Source organism: Kosakonia oryzae, from assembly GCF_001658025.2.
Taxonomy (GTDB): Bacteria; Pseudomonadota; Gammaproteobacteria; order Enterobacterales; family Enterobacteriaceae; genus Kosakonia; species Kosakonia oryzae.
Genome location: NZ_CP014007.2, coordinates 2,788,803 through 2,806,082, shown reverse-complemented (window position 1 = coordinate 2,806,082; position 17,280 = coordinate 2,788,803). Strand labels below are relative to the sequence as shown.

Here is a 17,280-nt window from a genome sequence, read left to right as displayed (position 1 = left end):
TAAATGCCTGTTTTATTTGTTTACCTGACTCAGTGCGCTAAAAACATCCATTGAGTGGTTATATTGTAATCTTTTTTTCTTCGACTACTTTTATAGAGTAAATGATCGACTGTGCTTTTCCGTTATTTACAACAATCTCATAAACGATCTGGAGAATGCGGTGATGAATAAAAAAAGCTTAGTGATTATTAGCGCGTTAACGTTATTAGCCAGTAATGCCTGGGCCGCGAAATTGATGGAAAAGGCAGACTTTGACAAAGTTTCTTCGCAGTATGAAAAGATTGGCGAAATTACCACCTCTGATGAGATGTCGCCAATGGACGCCCGTCATGCGCTGAGTAAACTGGCGGATGAAAAGGGTGGTGATATCTATATTGTCACGTCGGATCAGACCAGGAAAAAGATCCATGCCACCGCTGATGTGTACAAGAAAAAATAAACGCATTGTCACAGCCCCCGGTACACCGGGGGTTTTCTCGTTATCGCGGTTTTTGCTTGTTTGATAAATTTCGTATCGCTCATAAATCCCTTGATTTTAACAATGTTTTAGAAAAGACTTATCTGCCATAAGCAGTAAGGAAGTTGATTTTTATAAAACACAGTACAGCAATTATTATAAGGATATTTATAATGAGCGGTAAATTTAATTATGGCCACTGGCAATATTATTCCGATACATTTGACTGGAATGAAGAACCTCGTATGCCACTGGCAGAAAAAGCATTATCAATAGATGCTTTTAAAAGAAACGGACTCACTGATACTCAAGCCAATGATTTATTTGATTCTGGGTATTTTTGTTATGAAGATACTGAAATCATTATTGATCGTTACTATGGTGGAGCGCTGCTCTCTCGGGACATGGTTTCTCGCTTTGGTTATGATGAGATACAGAATCTTTTTGCTAAACCTTGTTCTCAGGTATGGAGTAAATCAGCCTCATCGCTTACTGAGATGTATAAAATTATCGATGAAGCACAGCAATGGGCAACTCGTCCTTTGTTGTTTCGCGGTCAGAGTCAACACTATTTTATTGACCGCAAAATAAACAACCCCAACTTTACCATTGAGGGTTTAGGCGAGATCTCCTTCCTGTCCTCGTTTTGGCGCAAAGTACTCGCCAATAATAAAAACGCTTACCTGGATTTTCACTCTTTAGAGTTGTTAGAGTGGTCCAAAGTGTTCTATTCCACGTTTGACATTGCGGATATAGAACGCCGCCACCAACAGGCGCTGGATAATGGCGAGCATATGTATTCAATGCAGGATATGGCTGACTCTGATGATCCGGTGCTCAGTGAGTTCGGTCATTATCGGCTGGATCTGGTGAAGGGATTGGATCATTATTTGGCCGATCTGTTAACCACGATGTTGCAGCATTATGGGCTCTATTCTCCGGTCATCGATTTGACGACCTCTCCTGATGTGGCGCTTTTCTTTGCCACCCATAAATATGCTGTGGAAAATGGACTGTCACGTTATACCTTCAATGGAACGAATAATGGCAAAGCTGTTTTATATCTGCTTCGCGATGGCCGTGGCGAATTTGTTCCCTATAAAGACGATCCGTTCCTGAAAAATCTTCCCCCTGAAAGACCTATCCGCCAGCACTGTGTGGTTTCACGATCTAATGCTTACTGCGTGAATCTGCCGGGTTTATTCCTCGAGGGTATCATCAACCTGGATTTTACGCTGAATGAGTCTGAATTGCCGAAAACACAGGCTAATCTGTTTCCGGGTGAGCAGGATGATAAATTCCTCCGCGCACTCCGACGTCATCTGCTTAACCCTGAAAAAGTCAGCTTTTTTGGCTAAATGATCCGGAGAGTCAATATGACTGTATCCCCTCCGCCAGAGCTTGTGACAGCCGTTGCTGGCGTCTGGTCTTTGCCTGCACAAACAGAGTTGAATATGCTGACGGCAAGCGCGGAATTTCGCACATTAATCCAGTATTGTATTCAGCATTATGACGCGATGGTTGCAGGGCAATTTTCTGAATTTCCTTTTGTCAGGGCACTACGTACGCTGGGGGCACCCTGTTTTTTTACCCCCGAACAACACTATTTGGTCAGCGATCCGCTTGAAGCCGCCAGCTTATTGCACCATGAATTAGACAAGAAAAAGACCACCAAAATTTACCTGTGTCCTCTGGATTGTGCGGCGAATATTCAGCCTGCCACCTTTGGTCATGCGGAAATCAATATGTTTACGCCGCAGGAGCTGCGTCAACTTGTCAATTTCGCGCAGCTCAGCCGCCGCTATCCCCATAAAACTGACGATATCGATCGTCTGACGTGCTTTACCTGGCTGGTGGTGCGAGAGGAAGTGAATCTTGAGAGAGAGATTCCTGCACGGACTTACCGTTTTCTACGGGATGGCTTTAAAGACGATTATGGCGCGATCACGCCTTATGAGCATCGCTATCCAAAAGCGGTAGAGGACGCTATTTTTGCTCTGTTGTTAGCGCCGTGGGAATCGTGGCGCGAAAAGATCAACATTGAATGGCGCGCCTTTACGATCCCCTGGGTTTATACCGTTGAGAACGACATTTTCGCCGATCAACAAGCGCTGCCTGGGGCGGAAACACTGACCTGGGATTATCAGGCTTTCCCGGATGGTCACGGCAAAGTGATAGATCGCGAAATCCCCCTGGAGCTGCCGCTTTCGCATGACGATGGGTTACAGCCCTGGCTTGCGCAACAGCAACTCGACAATATTCCGCTGGCGATACACAACGGTTTAATCAATGAAGCGGCCAGGCACCATTTTGTGAAAGCGTTTCTCTCACAGGGGATTGATGAATTCCTTGCTCATATGATCGTGATTGATGCCTGTATGGGTGAACGACGGGCAACGAGCATGCAATTAAAGCAACGCCTGGCGGGAGTATTGGGGGATCTCTCTGTCGTGGAGGAGATGAATGCGCTTTATAATTTACGCAGCGAGTATGTCCATGGCCGTGAGATGACCACTATTTCACACCAGCATAAAAACAGAGCCCGCATCCTGGCCAGAAGAATGCTGGCTGAAATTGTGGCGATCGCCGATCGCGAGGAGATGTCCAGCCGTCGGGCATTCCTGGATGCGATGCAGAAAAAAGGAGGGGGGCTGAAGTCCCCGGCCTAAAAACGGTGCCTTTGTTTCGCCTTTTTCCATTTTTTTAGCAATATTTTTACCGCTCATTCGTCTACTTCATCGCAAGCATTTATTCGCTAATCTGATGGAGTAATAAAATAATGAGAGATTTTGATATGCATGGGCACGATCGTGGACACGGTTTTGGCCGCCATCGCATGGTGAAACATGTGATTTTCGGTGTGGCGCTGGTGGTCATCCTGGGGCTGCTGGTGATGTCGCTGTGGAATGCGCTGCTGCCTGCGATCCTCGGGGTAAAAAGCATCGGCTTCTGGCAGGCGCTGGGCGTGCTGGTGCTGTGCCGCATTTTGTTCGGCGGGCTCGGTTTTCGGCCGGGGATGTTTGGCATGGCGCGGGCGCATCGCCGCATGCATGAGCGCTGGATGCAGATGACGCCGGAACAGCGCGAAGAGTTTATTCGTCATCGTCGCGACGGTTTTGGCCGTCACGGGCATCGCGGCCACTGCGGCTGGCGCGGATATCGCGATGAGCAAGCGGAAGATCGCGCTCAGCCTGACGATAACCGCCCGAAAACGCCGGACGCAGAGTGAACACAATGAAAGCCGGAGTGGCGGGAGAATCGCTGGTTATGGCCGCGCTTAATGCCTGCCGATCGCGGCTGAAAGCCTTTATCCGTGGTCGCACTGCGGTTCGGGACGATGCCGATGACATCCTGCAGGAAGTGACCTATCAACTGATGCAGGTGGAGCAGCCGGTGGAGAATGTCGCGGCCTGGTTGTTTCGCGCGGCGCGCAATGAAATGACCGATCGGGCGCGAAAAAAACGGGAACTGCCGTTATCCCGCTTTTTCACTGACGACGAGGGAGATACTGCCGAAGATGAACTGGCAGAAACGCTGTTCGGTGTGCCGCAAACCCCGGAAGAGGAATACCTGAAAACGTTGCTGTGGGAGGAGCTGGAGCAGGCGCTGGCCGAACTGCCGTCCGCACAGCGCGAGGTGTTCGAGAAAACGGAGCTGTACGGTTACAGCTATAAAGAACTGGCGGAAGAGAGTGGTGTCAGCCAGCAGGCGTTACTTTCCCGCAAACACAAAGCCGTGCTGTATCTGCGCTCGCGCTTGCGTAGCGTTTACGAGGCGCTGACGGAAGAGCCCTGAAACGCCGTTCGTCCTTACGGCAAACCGGCGAACGCGCGTCAAGGCTTAAAAACTGAGGTGCTGCTTTATTTTGCTGAGGAAATAGTAATATTCCCGCAGCTCATATTGTTGCAGTTCGTACTCTAATGATTCATAACCACTTTGCATGAGCCTGTCTGAGTTTTCATATTCCTCATTGCAACCGCGAATTTCTGATAAAGGTTTTTGCGGCGTTAAAGCGGTCGCAAGATTTTTATACAGATCGACAGGCGCAAGAACCGTGAAATCCGCAAAGCGATAATATTTAAAATGGCTCAATTCACCTGCCCTGAGCCGTTTCCAGTTGGCGCTTTTTACAAAATCGGTATCGAGATTAGATAAGTGTAACGAAAAGGAGAAATACCAGATTTCGCTGTGACCGGAGTAATCCGTAATTTCGATATAGCTGTGGTATCGGTTGAGTTTTCTGTCTACCGGGTTGGCGGATACCGCATGTTTACCGCTGGCTGAAAACCAGGCGAAAAACGGCGAGCTATTAAAGCTATAAAGATCATCGTGGGCATAACGGCGCGGAAATTTTATTTTCCGCGCGCGTTTAAATGCCGGATAGATCGTTTTGCTGATGCCGAGATTATTGCGGTTTTCGAGGCCGTCAAAAATCTGCGCCCGGCGGATACCGCCGAGCAGCGGAGTGATATGAATTTTATGGTCGAGCTCGATAATATCGGATAAGGCGGAATTATAGATTTTTACGCTGAAGCCAGAGGAGGTGAAAAATTTTTTCAACCCCGCGATCTTGCTGAAATAGACACTATAGTTCCCGCGTGAATTGTAGCTGGTCATGCGGGAGGTCTTTCTATTCAGCGTCAGCGAGAGGGCGGCCACGCATAATGAAATGACTGACACCAGGACACTATTTTCTTTGATTAAATCCAGCATGCAACGCCTCTTCGTGGACTCACCCTCTTAACCAGCGGGGGTTATTCCCCCCAGCGCTCCCGCAAATAGTTGACCGCTTGCTGCGTCTGCGGCCGGTTCAAGTAATCTTCGCGGAACAAAATGGTGCCGCTAATCTGCGGCAGCGATTCGTTTAAATCGAGCTGTTTTTTCAGCTCCGGTACGCCGCCGTTGACCATCCAGTCCGGCTCCATCTTCGACGGTTCACCCACTTTATACAGCGCGATACCGATATACAGGCGCGTATGGGTGGGTTTGACGACATCGGCCCACCATTTTGCCAGCACGTCATATCGTGCAGCGCTGCGTGAGAAGGGCCAGTAAATTTGCGGGGCGATATAGTCCAGCAATCCCTGCTGCACCCAGCGACGCGTATCGGCGAAGGATTCATCGTAAGCCGCCGCGCCGCGCGTGTCGGATCCCGCAGCGTCGAAAGAGCGGTTACGCCATACACCGGCGGGGCTGACGCCAAATTCGACGCCCGGTTTCAGTTGTTTAATGGTGCGGGAAACCTGCTCAATCAGCAGCAGGGTGTTGTTGCGCCGCCAGTCCGCTTTGGTGCTAAAGCCCTGGCCATATTGCTGAAATGTCTGGTTGTCATTCAGTTGCGAACCGGGCGTTTCGGTATAGAAATAGTCATCAAACTGCACGCCATCGACCGGGTAATGGGCAACCACTTCAGCCACGATGCTGGTGATCCAGTCGCGCACATCGGGAATGCCAGGATCGAGCACCAGCCGGTCACCGGCGGTGCGGATCCAGTCGCGATGCAGCACAAAGACGCTGGCCGGGTGTAAAGGGAGCGTGCGGTTAAGTGCCGCGATGGTTGCAGGCTGCGTGTTAACCGCCACGCGGTATGGGTTAAACCAGGCATGCACTTTCATGCCGCGTTTGTGCGCTTCATCAATCACAAACTGCAACGGATCGTAGCCCGGATCCTGCCCAATCGTACCGGTCAGCATATCGGACCACGGCAAAATTTTAGAGGGCCACAGCGCGGTGCCGTCCGGCTTCACCTGGAAAAAGACGGTATTTATGCCAAGGCTTTTGAGTTTATCCAGTTTTTGCACCAGCGCCTGCTGCTGCATGCGAATGCGCGTCTCGGCGCTGCTGACATTCACCGAGTTGACCGGCGGCCAGTCGAGGCGGGAAACCGTCGCCAGCCAGACGCCGCGAACCGGCTGTGAATTTTTTCCCGTTGCAGGCAACGGCTGTTTCGCCACCGGCGGCAGCGGCGTGACAAGAGATTTAGGTGGTTTGGAGGAACAACTGACCAGTAAAAGCGCAGTAGCAAAAAGGACGACTGACTTTTTAAGGGACATCTTCTTAGCTCTTATTGATGATTCGACTGCGGGTCCACGGATTGAAGGTGGGCTCATCCTTGTTGACCGGCGCGGTATCATCCAGAGAATCCAGATACAGCGCCTCGACTTCTGCGCGCGCCCAGGGCGTCCGGCGCAGAAACTTGAGACTGGATTTAACGCTGGGTTCGTTTTTAAAGCAATTAATATTGATGCGCTTACCCAGTTCGTTCCAGCCGTAACGGGCGACCAGCGCGTTGATTTGCATCTCCAGAGTGACGCCATGCAGGGGATCTTTCGACGTGTGAGCAGCCATGTGAAGTCCGGTATTTCTGCTTTTCAACAGGTGAGATAAGTTGTAGGGAAGGGTACAAGAAAGCCGGTAAAGCGGCAATGCCCGATGAGTTGTTCCCCGGCATCGTTTACAGCCCGGGTTCGCTGAACGTCCGGGCGGCCAGTGGAACAGGCCGTGCCTTATTTTTCGTGCTGGCAGAGCGGGTTGTCTGCCAGCACAAAGCCGGGCTTAAGCGCCGGGTTTATCCATCGCCGTTATTCAAACAGACGGCGGTGTAAGGCTTTTACCGCGTCGTCTGCGGCCTCTGCAGGCAGCAGGAAACCGAGGCTGTGGCGCGACGCACCGTGGCAAATCAGCCGCACGGGATGATTTGCCAGCCCGGCGAACACCTCATGGCAGACGCCTTCAGCCTGTGACAGCGAATTACCGATCAGGCTGACTAAAGCAAGCCCGGTTTCCACCTCCACGCGGCAATGCGACGACAGCTCGGTGAGCAGAGAAGTGGTCAGCAGGTTCGATTCACCGGAGGTGGCACAGGAGGCGTTCAGCAGCAGCGCGATACTGGTTTCTGAGGTGGTGATGGAATCGACCGACACATCGTGGCGCGCCAGCAGCGCGAAAGTATCCGCTAAAAAGTGGCAGGCGGACTGCCCCTGCTCGCAGTGTAATTTCATCAGCGTCTGCTGGCGGCGAATGGCCAGCGCGCGGTAACGCGGCGGGTTTTCGGCATCGCGGCAGACCAGCGTACCGCCGGCGGAAGGTTGTTTGCTGGAACCGACAAAGACCGGGATATTTTTGCGCATTGCCGGCAATAGTGTCGCCGGATGCAGCACTTTTGCACCAAAGGTTGCCATTTCGCTGGCTTCGGAAAATGAGATCTGCTCGATGCGCTGCGCCTTAGAGACGATACGCGGATCGGTGGTGTAGATCCCGGCGACATCGGTCCAGATATCCACGCGCGCCGCGTGTAACGCTTCACCCAGCAGCGAGGCGGTGTAGTCACTGCCGCCACGGCCAAGCGTGGTGGTTTGACCGTTCGCTTCGCGGCCGATAAACCCCTGCGTAACCACTAATGCCTGCTCGGTACGCGGACGCAGCCGTCTTTCAACGCGTTCTGCCGTGGCATCCAGCACCGGTTCTGCGCAACCAAAGTTATCAGTGGTGCGAATAACTTTGCGGGCATCAAACCATTCGGTTTCGACATCGCGCTCGCGCAGCACCTCGACAAACAGCAGGCTGGACATCAATTCGCCGTGGCTGACCAGCGCATCGCTGAGCGCGGCCGAGCGGGCAGTACAGGCTTCTTCCGCCAGGCGGCTGATGTTGTCGAGCAGGTGGTCGATCTCCTGGCGAATAGCATCCTGCTGTTTCAGGCGGGAGATAATGTTGTACTGAATGGTGCGCAGGGTTTCGATTTTGTCCAGGCGTTCGCGGCTTTCCAGGCCGGCAGAAAGCTCGACTAAAATATTGGTCACGCCCGCAGAGGCAGACAGAACAACCAGACGGACATCTTTATCGGCAAGAACGATGGTGGCGCTACGGCTCATCGCGTCAAAGTCAGCAACACTGGTGCCGCCGAATTTGGCAACGACGATGTGTGGAAAAGTGCGAGTCATAACAATCTCATATCAGGGCGCCATGAATTCATGGCAAGAAAATTTTCATTCTCGGCATAAGGTGAAATAACCAGTCCGGTTGCCCGGTGGTATTTGCCTTACGAAATGTCCGCCCGCGAACATTTCTGATGACAACCCAGGATTTGCTCCCGTTGTCGATAACCGGTATTGCCTGTCACAGGTTATCGGGTGATGCGCTCTATAGCTTAAATCGGTGACTTCCTGGTTACAGTGCGCCGCACATTGTTCAATGTTTCTCCGCACAGGGAAATTTGGAGCGGGCATATTAAGTGATTTGCCCGGCTGAATCGATATTTTCCTTACACTTTATGCAGCAGAACTGAAAAATAACGCATTAGCCGTTAATTTTCGCCGTTATTAATGGCGATACCGCGCTTTGCAGGATAAAAAGCCAGCGCTTAGAGCCATAATTTCAGGCCTTTACTCCTCTGTTAGTGCTCCGCTTTGGTATTTGTAACAGAATTGCTTACAATTGAAGTAACGCAAATTCTGCGCAGGTGTTATTTTTCTTATTGATTTTAAAGGTAATTGTCGATAAATGCCTTTAAAAATAAAAGATTGAGTCCGGCGTTAAAAAAACATATATTAGCCGCGTTTTTTTTTGAGCAAATCCCATAAACCATTATTCAATCAGAGTGAAACATCGCGCTGGTTGTAGGAGTGATATGATGACGGATAAAGTCCGTATTGATACTTTGAATGCAAATTCATTACCTCAGAACAATGAAACCTTCCTGGCACGACAAGCCGAGTTTGAATCCAATGTAAGGAGCTATCCGCGTAAATTGCCTCTGGCAATTGCCAAAGCGCAGGGCGTCTGGATCACCGATGTCGAAAATAATCAATATCTTGACTGCCTCGCAGGTGCAGGAACCATGGCTCTGGGTCATAACCATCCTGAAGTTCTGCAAAGCATCCAAAGTGTCATTACCAGCGGCTTACCGTTACATACACTGGATCTGACCACGCCGTTAAAAGATGAGTTCTCTGCTTATCTGCTGTCGCTGCTGCCGGGCCAGGGCAAAGAGTATTGCCTGCAGTTCACCGGTCCTTCGGGTGCGGATGCGGTAGAAGCCGCGTTGAAACTGGCGAAAAAAGTGACCGGCCGTTCCGGCGTGATCAGCTTCTCCGGCGGTTATCATGGTATGACCCACGGCGCGCTGGCGGTGACCGGCAACCTGTCGCCGAAAGAAGCGGTTAACGGCATGATGCCGGAAGTGCAGTTTATGCCTTACCCGAACGAATACCGCTGCCCGCTGGGTATCGGCGGCGAAGCCGGCGTGAAAGCGTTAACTTACTACTTCGAAAACCTGATCAACGACGTTGAAAGCGGCGTGCGTAAACCGGCTGCGGTGATCCTCGAAGCCGTGCAGGGCGAGGGCGGCGTGAACCCGGCGCCGGTCGAGTGGTTACAGCGCATCCGTAAAGTGACGCAGGAACATGGCATTGTCCTGATCATCGACGAAGTGCAGGCGGGCTTTGCCCGTACCGGTAAACTGTTCGCCTTCGAACACGCCGGTATCGAGCCGGATATCATTGTGATGTCTAAAGCTGTTGGCGGCGGTTTGCCGCTGGCCGTACTGGGTATCAAAAAACAGTTCGACGCATGGGCGCCGGGCCACCACACCGGGACGTTCCGCGGCAACCAGCTGGCGATGGCGACCGGTCTGACAACGCTGAAGATCCTGAAAGACGACCGTATTGCCGACAAAGTGGCAGCGCAGGGCGTCTGGCTGAAAGAAAAACTGGCCGCGCTGCAAAAACGTTACCCGGTTATCGGCCACGTGCGCGGTCTGGGTCTGATGATTGGTATTGAAATCGTCAAGCCGAACGAAGCGCAGGATCACATGGGTTGCTACCCGGCAGACGGCGAGCTTTCTGCGCTGCTGCAGAAAAAATGCTTCGAAAATGGTCTGATTCTGGAGCGCGGCGGCCGTAACGGTTGCGTGCTGCGCCTGCTGCCATCGCTGCTGATCAGCAATGACGAGCTGGAAATCTTCCTCGACAAGTTTGAGAACGCGTTGTTGGCAGCCGGCGTTAAGCCTGTTTAATCGGAGCAATTGAATGTCTGATGTAAATCCGATTCTTTCAGGTTCTGCGCAAAGTATTGCCGCCTATCAGGATGCCATTGAGCAGAGCACAAAAGCGGTTGTGCAGTGGCTGAAACAACCTGAGATGTACCAGGGCAAAACGGTTGAGCAGCTGCGTGAGCGCATCAATTTAGAATTTACCTCTCAGGGCCTGGGCAACCAGGCCGCGATTGAGCGCGCCGTTGAGTACTTCCTGAAAGACAGTCTTTCTGTGCATCACCCGCAGTGTGTTGCGCATCTTCACTGCCCGAGCCTGGTGATCAGCCAGGCGGCGGAAGTGCTGATCAACGCCACCAACCAGAGCATGGATTCGTGGGATCAAAGCCCTTCAGCCACCATCATTGAGATCAAGCTGATTGAATGGCTGCGCACCCAGGTGGGTTACCAGCCGGGCGACGCCGGGGTGTTTACCAGCGGCGGCACCCAGAGCAACCTGATGGGGTTAATGCTGGCTCGCGATGCGTTTTTTGCGCGCCAGGGCCACTCAGTTCAGCAGGATGGCTTAACGGGCGATCTGAGCAAAATCAAAGTATTATGCTCTGAAAATGCCCACTTCTCCGTGCAGAAAAACATGGCGCTGATGGGGCTGGGTTATCGCTCCGTGACGCTGGTGAAGACGGATGAATTCTCCCGCATGGATCTCAACGATCTGGCGGCGAAGCTGGCGCAGGCGAAAGCCAACGGCGAACAGGTTCTGGCGATCGTTGCAACTGCGGGTACAACGGACGCCGGGGCTATCGATCCGTTAGCGGAGATTGCTGCGCTGGCGGCGGAATACCAGACCTGGATGCACGTGGATGCGGCCTGGGGCGGCGCACTGCTGCTGTCTGAGAAATTCCGTCACTACCTGAATGGCCTTGAGTTGGCGGATTCCGTCACGCTTGATTTCCACAAGCAGTTCTTCCAGACCATCAGCTGCGGCGCGTTCTTGCTGAAAGATCCGCGTCACTATCAACTGATGCGTTACCAGGCGGCTTACCTGAACTCGGACTTTGACGAAGAGCATGGTGTACCGAACCTGGTATCGAAATCTCTGCAAACCACCCGTCGTTTCGATGCGCTGAAACTGTGGATGGGCCTGGAAGCGCTGGGTAAAAAGCAGTACGCCGAAATCATTGATAATGGCGTAACGCTGGCGCAGCAGGTGGCAGAATTTGTCGCGCAGGAGCCGCAGCTGGAACTGGTGATGCAACCTCAGCTTGCCAGCGTGCTGTTCCGCTTCCGCCCGCAAAACGATGATATGTCCGCCGTTGCGTTGCTGAACCAGCGCATTGGTGATGCGTTGCTGGCCTCCGGGGCAGCGAACGTTGGGGTAACGGAAGCTGATGGCATTACCTGCCTGAAGTTGACGCTGCTGAACCCGACGGTGTGTCTGCAGGATGTTAAAGTTCTGCTGGCAAGCGTAAAAGCCTGCGGAGAGCAACTGCTCAACGCTTAACGTGTAAGCAGTATTAAAAGCCGACAATGTTGTCGGCTTTTTTTATCCTTTTTTAGTAGCCCTGCATATTCCAGCGTGCCGAGCTCATCACATCGTAGACTTTTTGATCGGTGAAAGGTGGGAAGACGGCTTTTTTAGCCGCCGCTTCCAGCGCTGCGCAATACTCTTTATCGCCACCTCTGATAACCATATTTTGCAATTTACCGTCATAGTTAAAATCGAGATGCACAGTACAGGTTTTGCCTTTCCATGCATGGCGATCGGCGAGGGCAGAATCCAGCGCATTTTTAATTCCGGCCGCTTGTTGACCATAAATATCCGTATCGGTAACGTTGCCGGAACGATTATAAGCGCAGGACTCTAAGGCACTTTTTTTCAGGCAATCCGTGGGGTGAAGCGGCGTGCACCCTGTCGCAACGCTGACCAGCAGCGCCAGCATCATTAACTTCTCCATTGTTATTATTTCCTTTATTTCTGTTTACAGCGGTGTTTGTTGATCCGTAAAAAGCGCATCGTAACCTTTCCACCGATAGTTCAGCACAGAAAGTAGCCAGCAGAGAATAAACAATCCGACCACGAAGAACCCGGCGTTACTCAGGTTATCATTCATCACGGCGATGATATCCCAGAATTTACCATGTAAATCAAGCTTATCCACGATCAACCCCAGCGCTTCGCTGCCACCGATAAATAACGCGACAATAACCGAGGTGCCGGTAATGGTCATATTGTAATAGAGTTTGCGTTGCGGTTTGTTGAATGCCCAACCATAGGCTTCGACCATCAGGATATTATCCAGCGTATCGATTAACGCCATGCCGCTGGTAAAGAGTGCCGGAAATACCAGAATAGACCATACCGACATGCCATTTGACGCGCCGGCGGCGGAAATACCCAGTACGCCAATTTCAGTGGCGGTATCAAACCCCAGGCCGAATAAAAAACCGACAAGGTACATATGCCAGCTTTGCGACACCAGGCGGAATGTGCGGTGAAAGATCCAGCTCATCACTCCGCCAGAGGCAAGATTTCCCTCGGGAAGCGATGTGTCACCATTTTTTAATTGCCGGAAAGCGCGCCAGACATTGCTGAGAATAAGTAAATTCACCAGCGCGATAACGATCAGAAAAAAAGCCGACACGCTGGTACCAATTATGCCGCCGGTTTCATGCAGCCACGCCATATGATGGCTAAACGCCGTGGCGGTTGCCGCAATGGCAATGGTGGCAAGGATAACAATCGTCGAATGCCCCAGCGAGAACCAGGTGCCGACGCTGCACGATCTTTTCCCGTGCTGCATCATTTTACGCGTGACATTATCGATGGCGGCGATGTGGTCGGCATCCACCGCATGGCGTAAGCCATAGCACCATGCCAGCAGGCATGCCGCCATGAGTGAGGCGCTATCGCCAAAGGTGAAAAATGCCCAGCCCCAGGCTGCAATATTCATCAGCAGCAACATAAGGATCAACAGGCAAGCGCGTGGATTCCTGAAGAGTAAAGCGGAAAACATTTAAGGCCTCAAAGAGTTGTGTCGTTATGCGGCCAGGACATTTTGTAGCATCGCGCGGGCGGGGATGTTGATATCGATCTATCCAGCGGCGGTTCACCCATTCTGCCGATGATGGAACCGGCGAAAGTCTACGAATTAATGCGGATCCATATCGATAATGGATGGCTGATCGAAAAACCCGGTTCCCGCGCGTAAACTGTCGATACTCTATCCGCATCGCCATATCTCACCGAAAGTGCGCTGGCTGGAGGGGTTATTACTGCAGGTGTTGCACTGAGCGGTTGGTACATCATTCAACATTGAGAGGGCAGAATGGCTATTCAGGTGTTAATTCCGGACGACTATCAGCTTGCCACGCAGCAGCTCAGTTTTCTGCGGCAGAATGATAAATTCCATTGTTCTGCGCTGGGCGATTTAAGCAAAGAGACGCAGGCAGAGAGCGCGTTATTCAACGCCCAGGCATTAATCCTCATCCGGGAAAGAACCGTTGTTGATGAGGCGTTTTTGCGCCGCACACCGAATCTGAAGTTAATTAGCCAAACGGGTAAGCTGGCAAGAAATGTGGATATTGACGCCTGCACGCGGGCCGGTGTCGCTGTTGTCGAAGGTGTCGGTTCTCCGGTGGCACCCGCTGAATTAACGTGGCTCTTGATTATGGCATCCAGAAGAAAATTCGTTTCTTCGGTGAATGCCATGAAAGAGGGGCGTTGGCAAACGGAAATCGGATCGGCGGTGAATAAACAGGTTTTAGGGATCCTTGGATACGGCAAAATCGGTAAGCGAATTGCCAGCTATGCGCAGGCATTTGATATGCAGGTTCAGGTGTGGGGAAGTGAACGCGCACAGCAAGAGGCTCGTGCCGCCGGGTTGCGGGTGCCGGAAAATCGCGAGCAGTTTTTCGCAACTTCTGATGTGATTACCGTGCATCAACGTTTAGTGGCGCAAACGGAAGGCAATATTACTTCCGCCGATCTCGCACTGATGAAAACGGATGCATTATTCGTCAATACCAGCCGCGCAGAACTGGTTGCCGGAGGCGCGCTTTACCACGCGCTGCGCCAGGGGCGCCCCGGATATGCCGCGCTGGATGTCTACGAACAAGAGCCTGTATACGATACGCATAACCCTTACCTGGAAATGCCGAATGTGCTCTGTACGCCGCATCTGGGTTATGTGGAAACCGCCAGCTATGAGTTATATTTCAAAACGGCCTTCGATAACGTGGTGCGCTTTTTCGCCGGTGATACCTCACAGGTGATAAACCGCTGAAAACGGCCTCTCCATCTGGAGAGGCGGGCAATTTCACAGCGACGCGGCAGTGCGGGCGGCCGTGTCGTAAAGGGAGGAGATGGTGCGTAAAAGCTGCGCCGTTTCGCCAATGGATTGCCCCGGGATCCCGCTTTCCGCATGAATACTGATCAGGCAGGCTTCACGCACATCGCGGTATTTCATGCATAACGCTTTTCCTTCATCGGTCGTGGAGAAAAAGAGTTCCTTTCCGGCTTTTTCGCTCGTCACGTAGCCTGCTTTGATCAGCTTTTTCAGGGCGTAGGTCACCACATGCGTATCTTCTACGTTCAGAACAAAACAGATATCTGCCAGTTTTTTCTTACGATTGCGATGATTCACATGATGCAGAAGTGAGACATCAAAAGCCCCCATATCAGGTTCACCTGCTGCGGTCATACAGCGCACCATCCATTTGTTGAAGGCGTTGCTGGTCATGATCAATGCATATTCCAGCTCCGATAATTCAGCGCAGCGTTCGGAAACCAGATGGCGTGAAGAGACGATACGGCCATCCGCAATATCGTCGCTAGTTGTTGATGTGGCGCTCTTTTTTGAGTTCATAACGTTCCTTACGGGAGTGTGACTCTTAGCCAAAAATGTAAACTGAAAACGATAAAATAAGAACATTTTATTGATAAATCGTTTACATATTTTTGCGGTTCAGATATAGCTTTTCATACCGGTTCTGTGAACACCGCAGGGCTGTCGCAATACACAACATCGCTCGCCGCAATGCACCACGCTTCGTTTGAATACGAAGTATTAAAAAAATCGCCATCGGCGCGCAACGCTCACTTTAGATAGGGTAAACGTTATGGACGGTTCTACACTGCTGCCACTTATCGGCATACCGATAGTGGTTATTGGTTTTGCACTGCGCTTCAACCCGCTGTTGGTGGTCGTTGTTGCAGGGTTGACTACCGGATTGTTAGTGGGAATGGATTTCGGGACGCTGCTGGAAACCTTTGGCGAAAAGTTCGTCAATAGCCGCTCGCTGGCCACTTTTATTTTGATCCTGCCGGTTATCGGACTGCTGGAGTATTACGGTCTGAAAGAGCGAGCGCAGGCCTGGGTGGCAAAGATTGCCAGCGCGACATCGGCACGGATTTTGATGCTCTATTTTGTCGCGCGTGAGGGAACGGCGGCGCTGGGCTTGATGTCGCTTGGCGGGCATGCGCAAACGGTTCGTCCACTGCTGGCGCCAATGGCCGAAGGGGCCGCGTTGAATGAATACGGCGAATTACCCCAGCATATCCGCGACAAAATCAAAGCGCATGCTGCCGCGTGCGACAACATTGCGGTCTTCTTTGGTGAAGATATCTTTATCGCCTTCGGCGCGGTGTTACTGATCGATGCGTTCCTGAAGGAAAACGGTATTGAAGGGATTGAACCGCTGCATATCGGCTTATGGGCCATTCCCACTGCGCTTTCGGCATTGATTATTCATATGACGCGCTTGCTGCGTCTGGATGCCAGCATCCGTCGCGACGTGATGGCATGGAAAGCAGAGCAGGGCGCGCAGGAGATCGTTCAATGATGACGTTGATGACCATTAACCGCGTTTATTACCTGATCGGTTTTGTCGTGATGCTGCTGGTAATCATGACATTACGGGATCGCGGCAATCCTAAGCGCTTTACGACGGCGCTGTTCTGGTTTTTGTTCGGCGGGATTTTCCTGTTCGGCGATCTGATGGTTCAGGAACTGGGTAAATCGCTGGCCTACCGAATTATTGGCGGCGGCGTTATTGTCATCGCACTGCTTGCTGGGTTTGGCCTGGTAGGAAAGGGGCATTACAAAATGTCTACCGAGGCTGAGCGCATTGCCTCCTCGGATCGCTTGAAAAACTGGCTTTTCTTGCCAGCGCTGATGATCCCGTTAGTAACAGTGGTGGGGACGTTATTTCTGAAAGGCGTTGCTGTCGGCGGCGTTTATCTGCTCGACCAGAAACAACTCACGCTGGCTGCTTTATGCGTCGCCTGCGTCGCCGCGATCCTGACGGGCTGGTGGCTGACGCGCGGAACGCCGCTACATGCTATTCGCCAGTCCCGGCGCCTGGTGGATACGATTGGCTGGGCGGTGATCCTTCCGCAAATGCTCGCCATGCTGGGCGGCGTATTCGTGGTGGCTGATACAGGCCAATCGGTGCAAAAGGTGGTAAGCCTGTTTGTGAACCCGGATAACCGTTTCATGCTGGTGGTGATTTACTGCATTGGCATGGCGCTCTTCACCATGATTATGGGCAACGCCTTCGCTGCTTTTCCGGTATTGAGTGCCGGTATCGCCTTGCCGTTCCTGATTAATGTGCATCACGGCAACCCGGCCCCCTTGCTGGCGATTGGTATGTACGCAGGATATTGCGGCACGTTGATGACGCCGATGGCGGCGAATTTTAATATCGTCCCCGCCGCGTTACTGGAACTGAAGGATAAATACCAGGTGATTAAGATTCAGATCCCGACGGCGTTAACCCTGCTGGTGGTTAACGTGTTCTTAATGTATTTCCTCGTGTTTCGCTAAGCGCGGCA

18 protein-coding genes are annotated in these 17,280 nt (G+C 52.0%); 11 read left to right on the top strand and 7 right to left on the bottom strand.

Annotated features, from left to right (window positions below; genetic code table 11):
* Window positions 1-163: 163 nt before the first annotated feature.
* The 5 genes from yahO (at window position 164) to AWR26_RS13340 (ending at window position 4,252) form a co-directional block, all read left to right on the top strand.
* Window positions 164-439, top strand: a complete 276-nt coding sequence (yahO, locus tag AWR26_RS13360; protein ID WP_007374995.1) for a DUF1471 family periplasmic protein YahO — start codon at window positions 164-166, stop codon at window positions 437-439.
* A gap of 191 nt (window positions 440-630) precedes the next feature.
* Window positions 631-1,815: an FRG domain-containing protein gene (locus AWR26_RS13355; protein WP_064566506.1), complete on the top strand. Its 1,185-nt coding sequence runs from the start codon at window positions 631-633 to the stop codon at window positions 1,813-1,815.
* 18 nt (window positions 1,816-1,833) lie between these two features.
* On the top strand, window positions 1,834-3,126 hold the full coding sequence (locus AWR26_RS13350; protein WP_139227888.1) for a hypothetical protein: 1,293 nt from the start codon (window positions 1,834-1,836) through the stop codon (window positions 3,124-3,126).
* Window positions 3,127-3,236: 110 nt separating this feature from the next.
* Complete coding sequence (locus tag AWR26_RS13345) at window positions 3,237-3,686, top strand: hypothetical protein (RefSeq protein ID WP_064566502.1); 450 nt, start codon at window positions 3,237-3,239, stop codon at window positions 3,684-3,686.
* Between the two features lie 5 nt (window positions 3,687-3,691).
* Window positions 3,692-4,252 carry an RNA polymerase sigma factor gene (locus AWR26_RS13340; RefSeq protein WP_064566500.1) on the top strand — a complete coding sequence of 187 codons (561 nt, stop codon included), beginning with the start codon at window positions 3,692-3,694 and terminating at the stop codon, window positions 4,250-4,252.
* 45 nt (window positions 4,253-4,297) lie between these two features.
* On the opposite strand, the gene AWR26_RS13335 is transcribed toward AWR26_RS13340, so the two are convergent.
* The 3 genes from AWR26_RS13335 to AWR26_RS13325 are packed head-to-tail and all read right to left on the bottom strand — an operon-like array spanning window position 4,298 to window position 6,805.
* The gene (locus AWR26_RS13335; protein ID WP_064566499.1) at window positions 4,298-5,170 is read right to left on the bottom strand and encodes a hypothetical protein; all 873 of its coding nucleotides are present in this window, start codon (window positions 5,168-5,170) and stop codon (window positions 4,298-4,300) included.
* 41 nt (window positions 5,171-5,211) lie between these two features.
* Window positions 5,212-6,510, bottom strand: a complete 1,299-nt coding sequence (locus tag AWR26_RS13330) for a glycoside hydrolase family 10 protein (RefSeq protein WP_082934102.1) — start codon at window positions 6,508-6,510, stop codon at window positions 5,212-5,214.
* Between the two features lie 4 nt (window positions 6,511-6,514).
* Window positions 6,515-6,805, bottom strand: a complete 291-nt coding sequence (locus AWR26_RS13325; protein WP_043953555.1) for a VF530 family protein — start codon at window positions 6,803-6,805, stop codon at window positions 6,515-6,517.
* 77 nt (window positions 6,806-6,882) lie between these two features.
* On the opposite strand from AWR26_RS13325, the gene AWR26_RS13320 reads away from it, so the two are divergent.
* Window positions 6,883-7,062 carry a hypothetical protein gene (locus AWR26_RS13320; protein ID WP_074922488.1) on the top strand — a complete coding sequence of 60 codons (180 nt, stop codon included), beginning with the start codon at window positions 6,883-6,885 and terminating at the stop codon, window positions 7,060-7,062.
* Here the strand turns inward: AWR26_RS13320 and lysC are convergent.
* Window positions 7,039-8,400 (bottom strand): lysine-sensitive aspartokinase 3, encoded by a 1,362-nt coding sequence (gene lysC, locus AWR26_RS13315; protein ID WP_064566495.1) that lies wholly within the window; start codon window positions 8,398-8,400, stop codon window positions 7,039-7,041. The two genes, AWR26_RS13320 and lysC, sit on opposite strands and share 24 nt — an antisense overlap.
* A 689-nt stretch (window positions 8,401-9,089) precedes the next feature.
* Between lysC and AWR26_RS13310 the strand changes: the two genes are divergently transcribed.
* Window positions 9,090-10,472 (top strand): diaminobutyrate--2-oxoglutarate transaminase, encoded by a 1,383-nt coding sequence (locus AWR26_RS13310; RefSeq protein WP_175518622.1) that lies wholly within the window; start codon window positions 9,090-9,092, stop codon window positions 10,470-10,472.
* A 13-nt stretch (window positions 10,473-10,485) separates the two neighbouring features.
* The gene (locus AWR26_RS13305; RefSeq protein ID WP_064566491.1) at window positions 10,486-11,949 is read left to right on the top strand and encodes a pyridoxal phosphate-dependent decarboxylase family protein; all 1,464 of its coding nucleotides are present in this window, start codon (window positions 10,486-10,488) and stop codon (window positions 11,947-11,949) included.
* Window positions 11,950-12,001: 52 nt separating this feature from the next.
* Here the strand turns inward: AWR26_RS13305 and AWR26_RS13300 are convergent, their stop codons facing one another.
* A complete protein-coding gene (locus tag AWR26_RS13300) occupies window positions 12,002-12,403 on the bottom strand; it encodes a cell envelope integrity TolA C-terminal domain-containing protein (protein WP_007375014.1) in 402 nt (133 codons plus the stop codon).
* A gap of 24 nt (window positions 12,404-12,427) precedes the next feature.
* Window positions 12,428-13,462: a HoxN/HupN/NixA family nickel/cobalt transporter gene (locus tag AWR26_RS13295; RefSeq protein ID WP_064566489.1), complete on the bottom strand. Its 1,035-nt coding sequence runs from the start codon at window positions 13,460-13,462 to the stop codon at window positions 12,428-12,430.
* Between the two features lie 312 nt (window positions 13,463-13,774).
* Here AWR26_RS13295 and AWR26_RS13290 point away from each other — a divergent pair, with 312 nt between their 5' ends.
* Window positions 13,775-14,731 carry a D-2-hydroxyacid dehydrogenase family protein gene (locus AWR26_RS13290; RefSeq protein ID WP_064566487.1) on the top strand — a complete coding sequence of 319 codons (957 nt, stop codon included), beginning with the start codon at window positions 13,775-13,777 and terminating at the stop codon, window positions 14,729-14,731.
* Window positions 14,732-14,764: 33 nt separating this feature from the next.
* Here the strand turns inward: AWR26_RS13290 and AWR26_RS13285 are convergent, their stop codons facing one another.
* Window positions 14,765-15,313, bottom strand: a complete 549-nt coding sequence (locus AWR26_RS13285; RefSeq protein ID WP_064566485.1) for a winged helix DNA-binding protein — start codon at window positions 15,311-15,313, stop codon at window positions 14,765-14,767.
* A gap of 253 nt (window positions 15,314-15,566) precedes the next feature.
* On the opposite strand from AWR26_RS13285, the gene AWR26_RS13280 reads away from it, so the two are divergent.
* Window positions 15,567-16,289 (top strand): DUF969 domain-containing protein, encoded by a 723-nt coding sequence (locus tag AWR26_RS13280; RefSeq protein WP_007375021.1) that lies wholly within the window; start codon window positions 15,567-15,569, stop codon window positions 16,287-16,289.
* Window positions 16,286-17,272, top strand: a complete 987-nt coding sequence (locus AWR26_RS13275) for a DUF979 domain-containing protein (RefSeq protein WP_064566483.1) — start codon at window positions 16,286-16,288, stop codon at window positions 17,270-17,272. Before AWR26_RS13280 ends, AWR26_RS13275 begins: the two co-directional genes overlap by 4 nt.
* The last annotated feature ends 8 nt before the right edge of the window (window positions 17,273-17,280 follow it).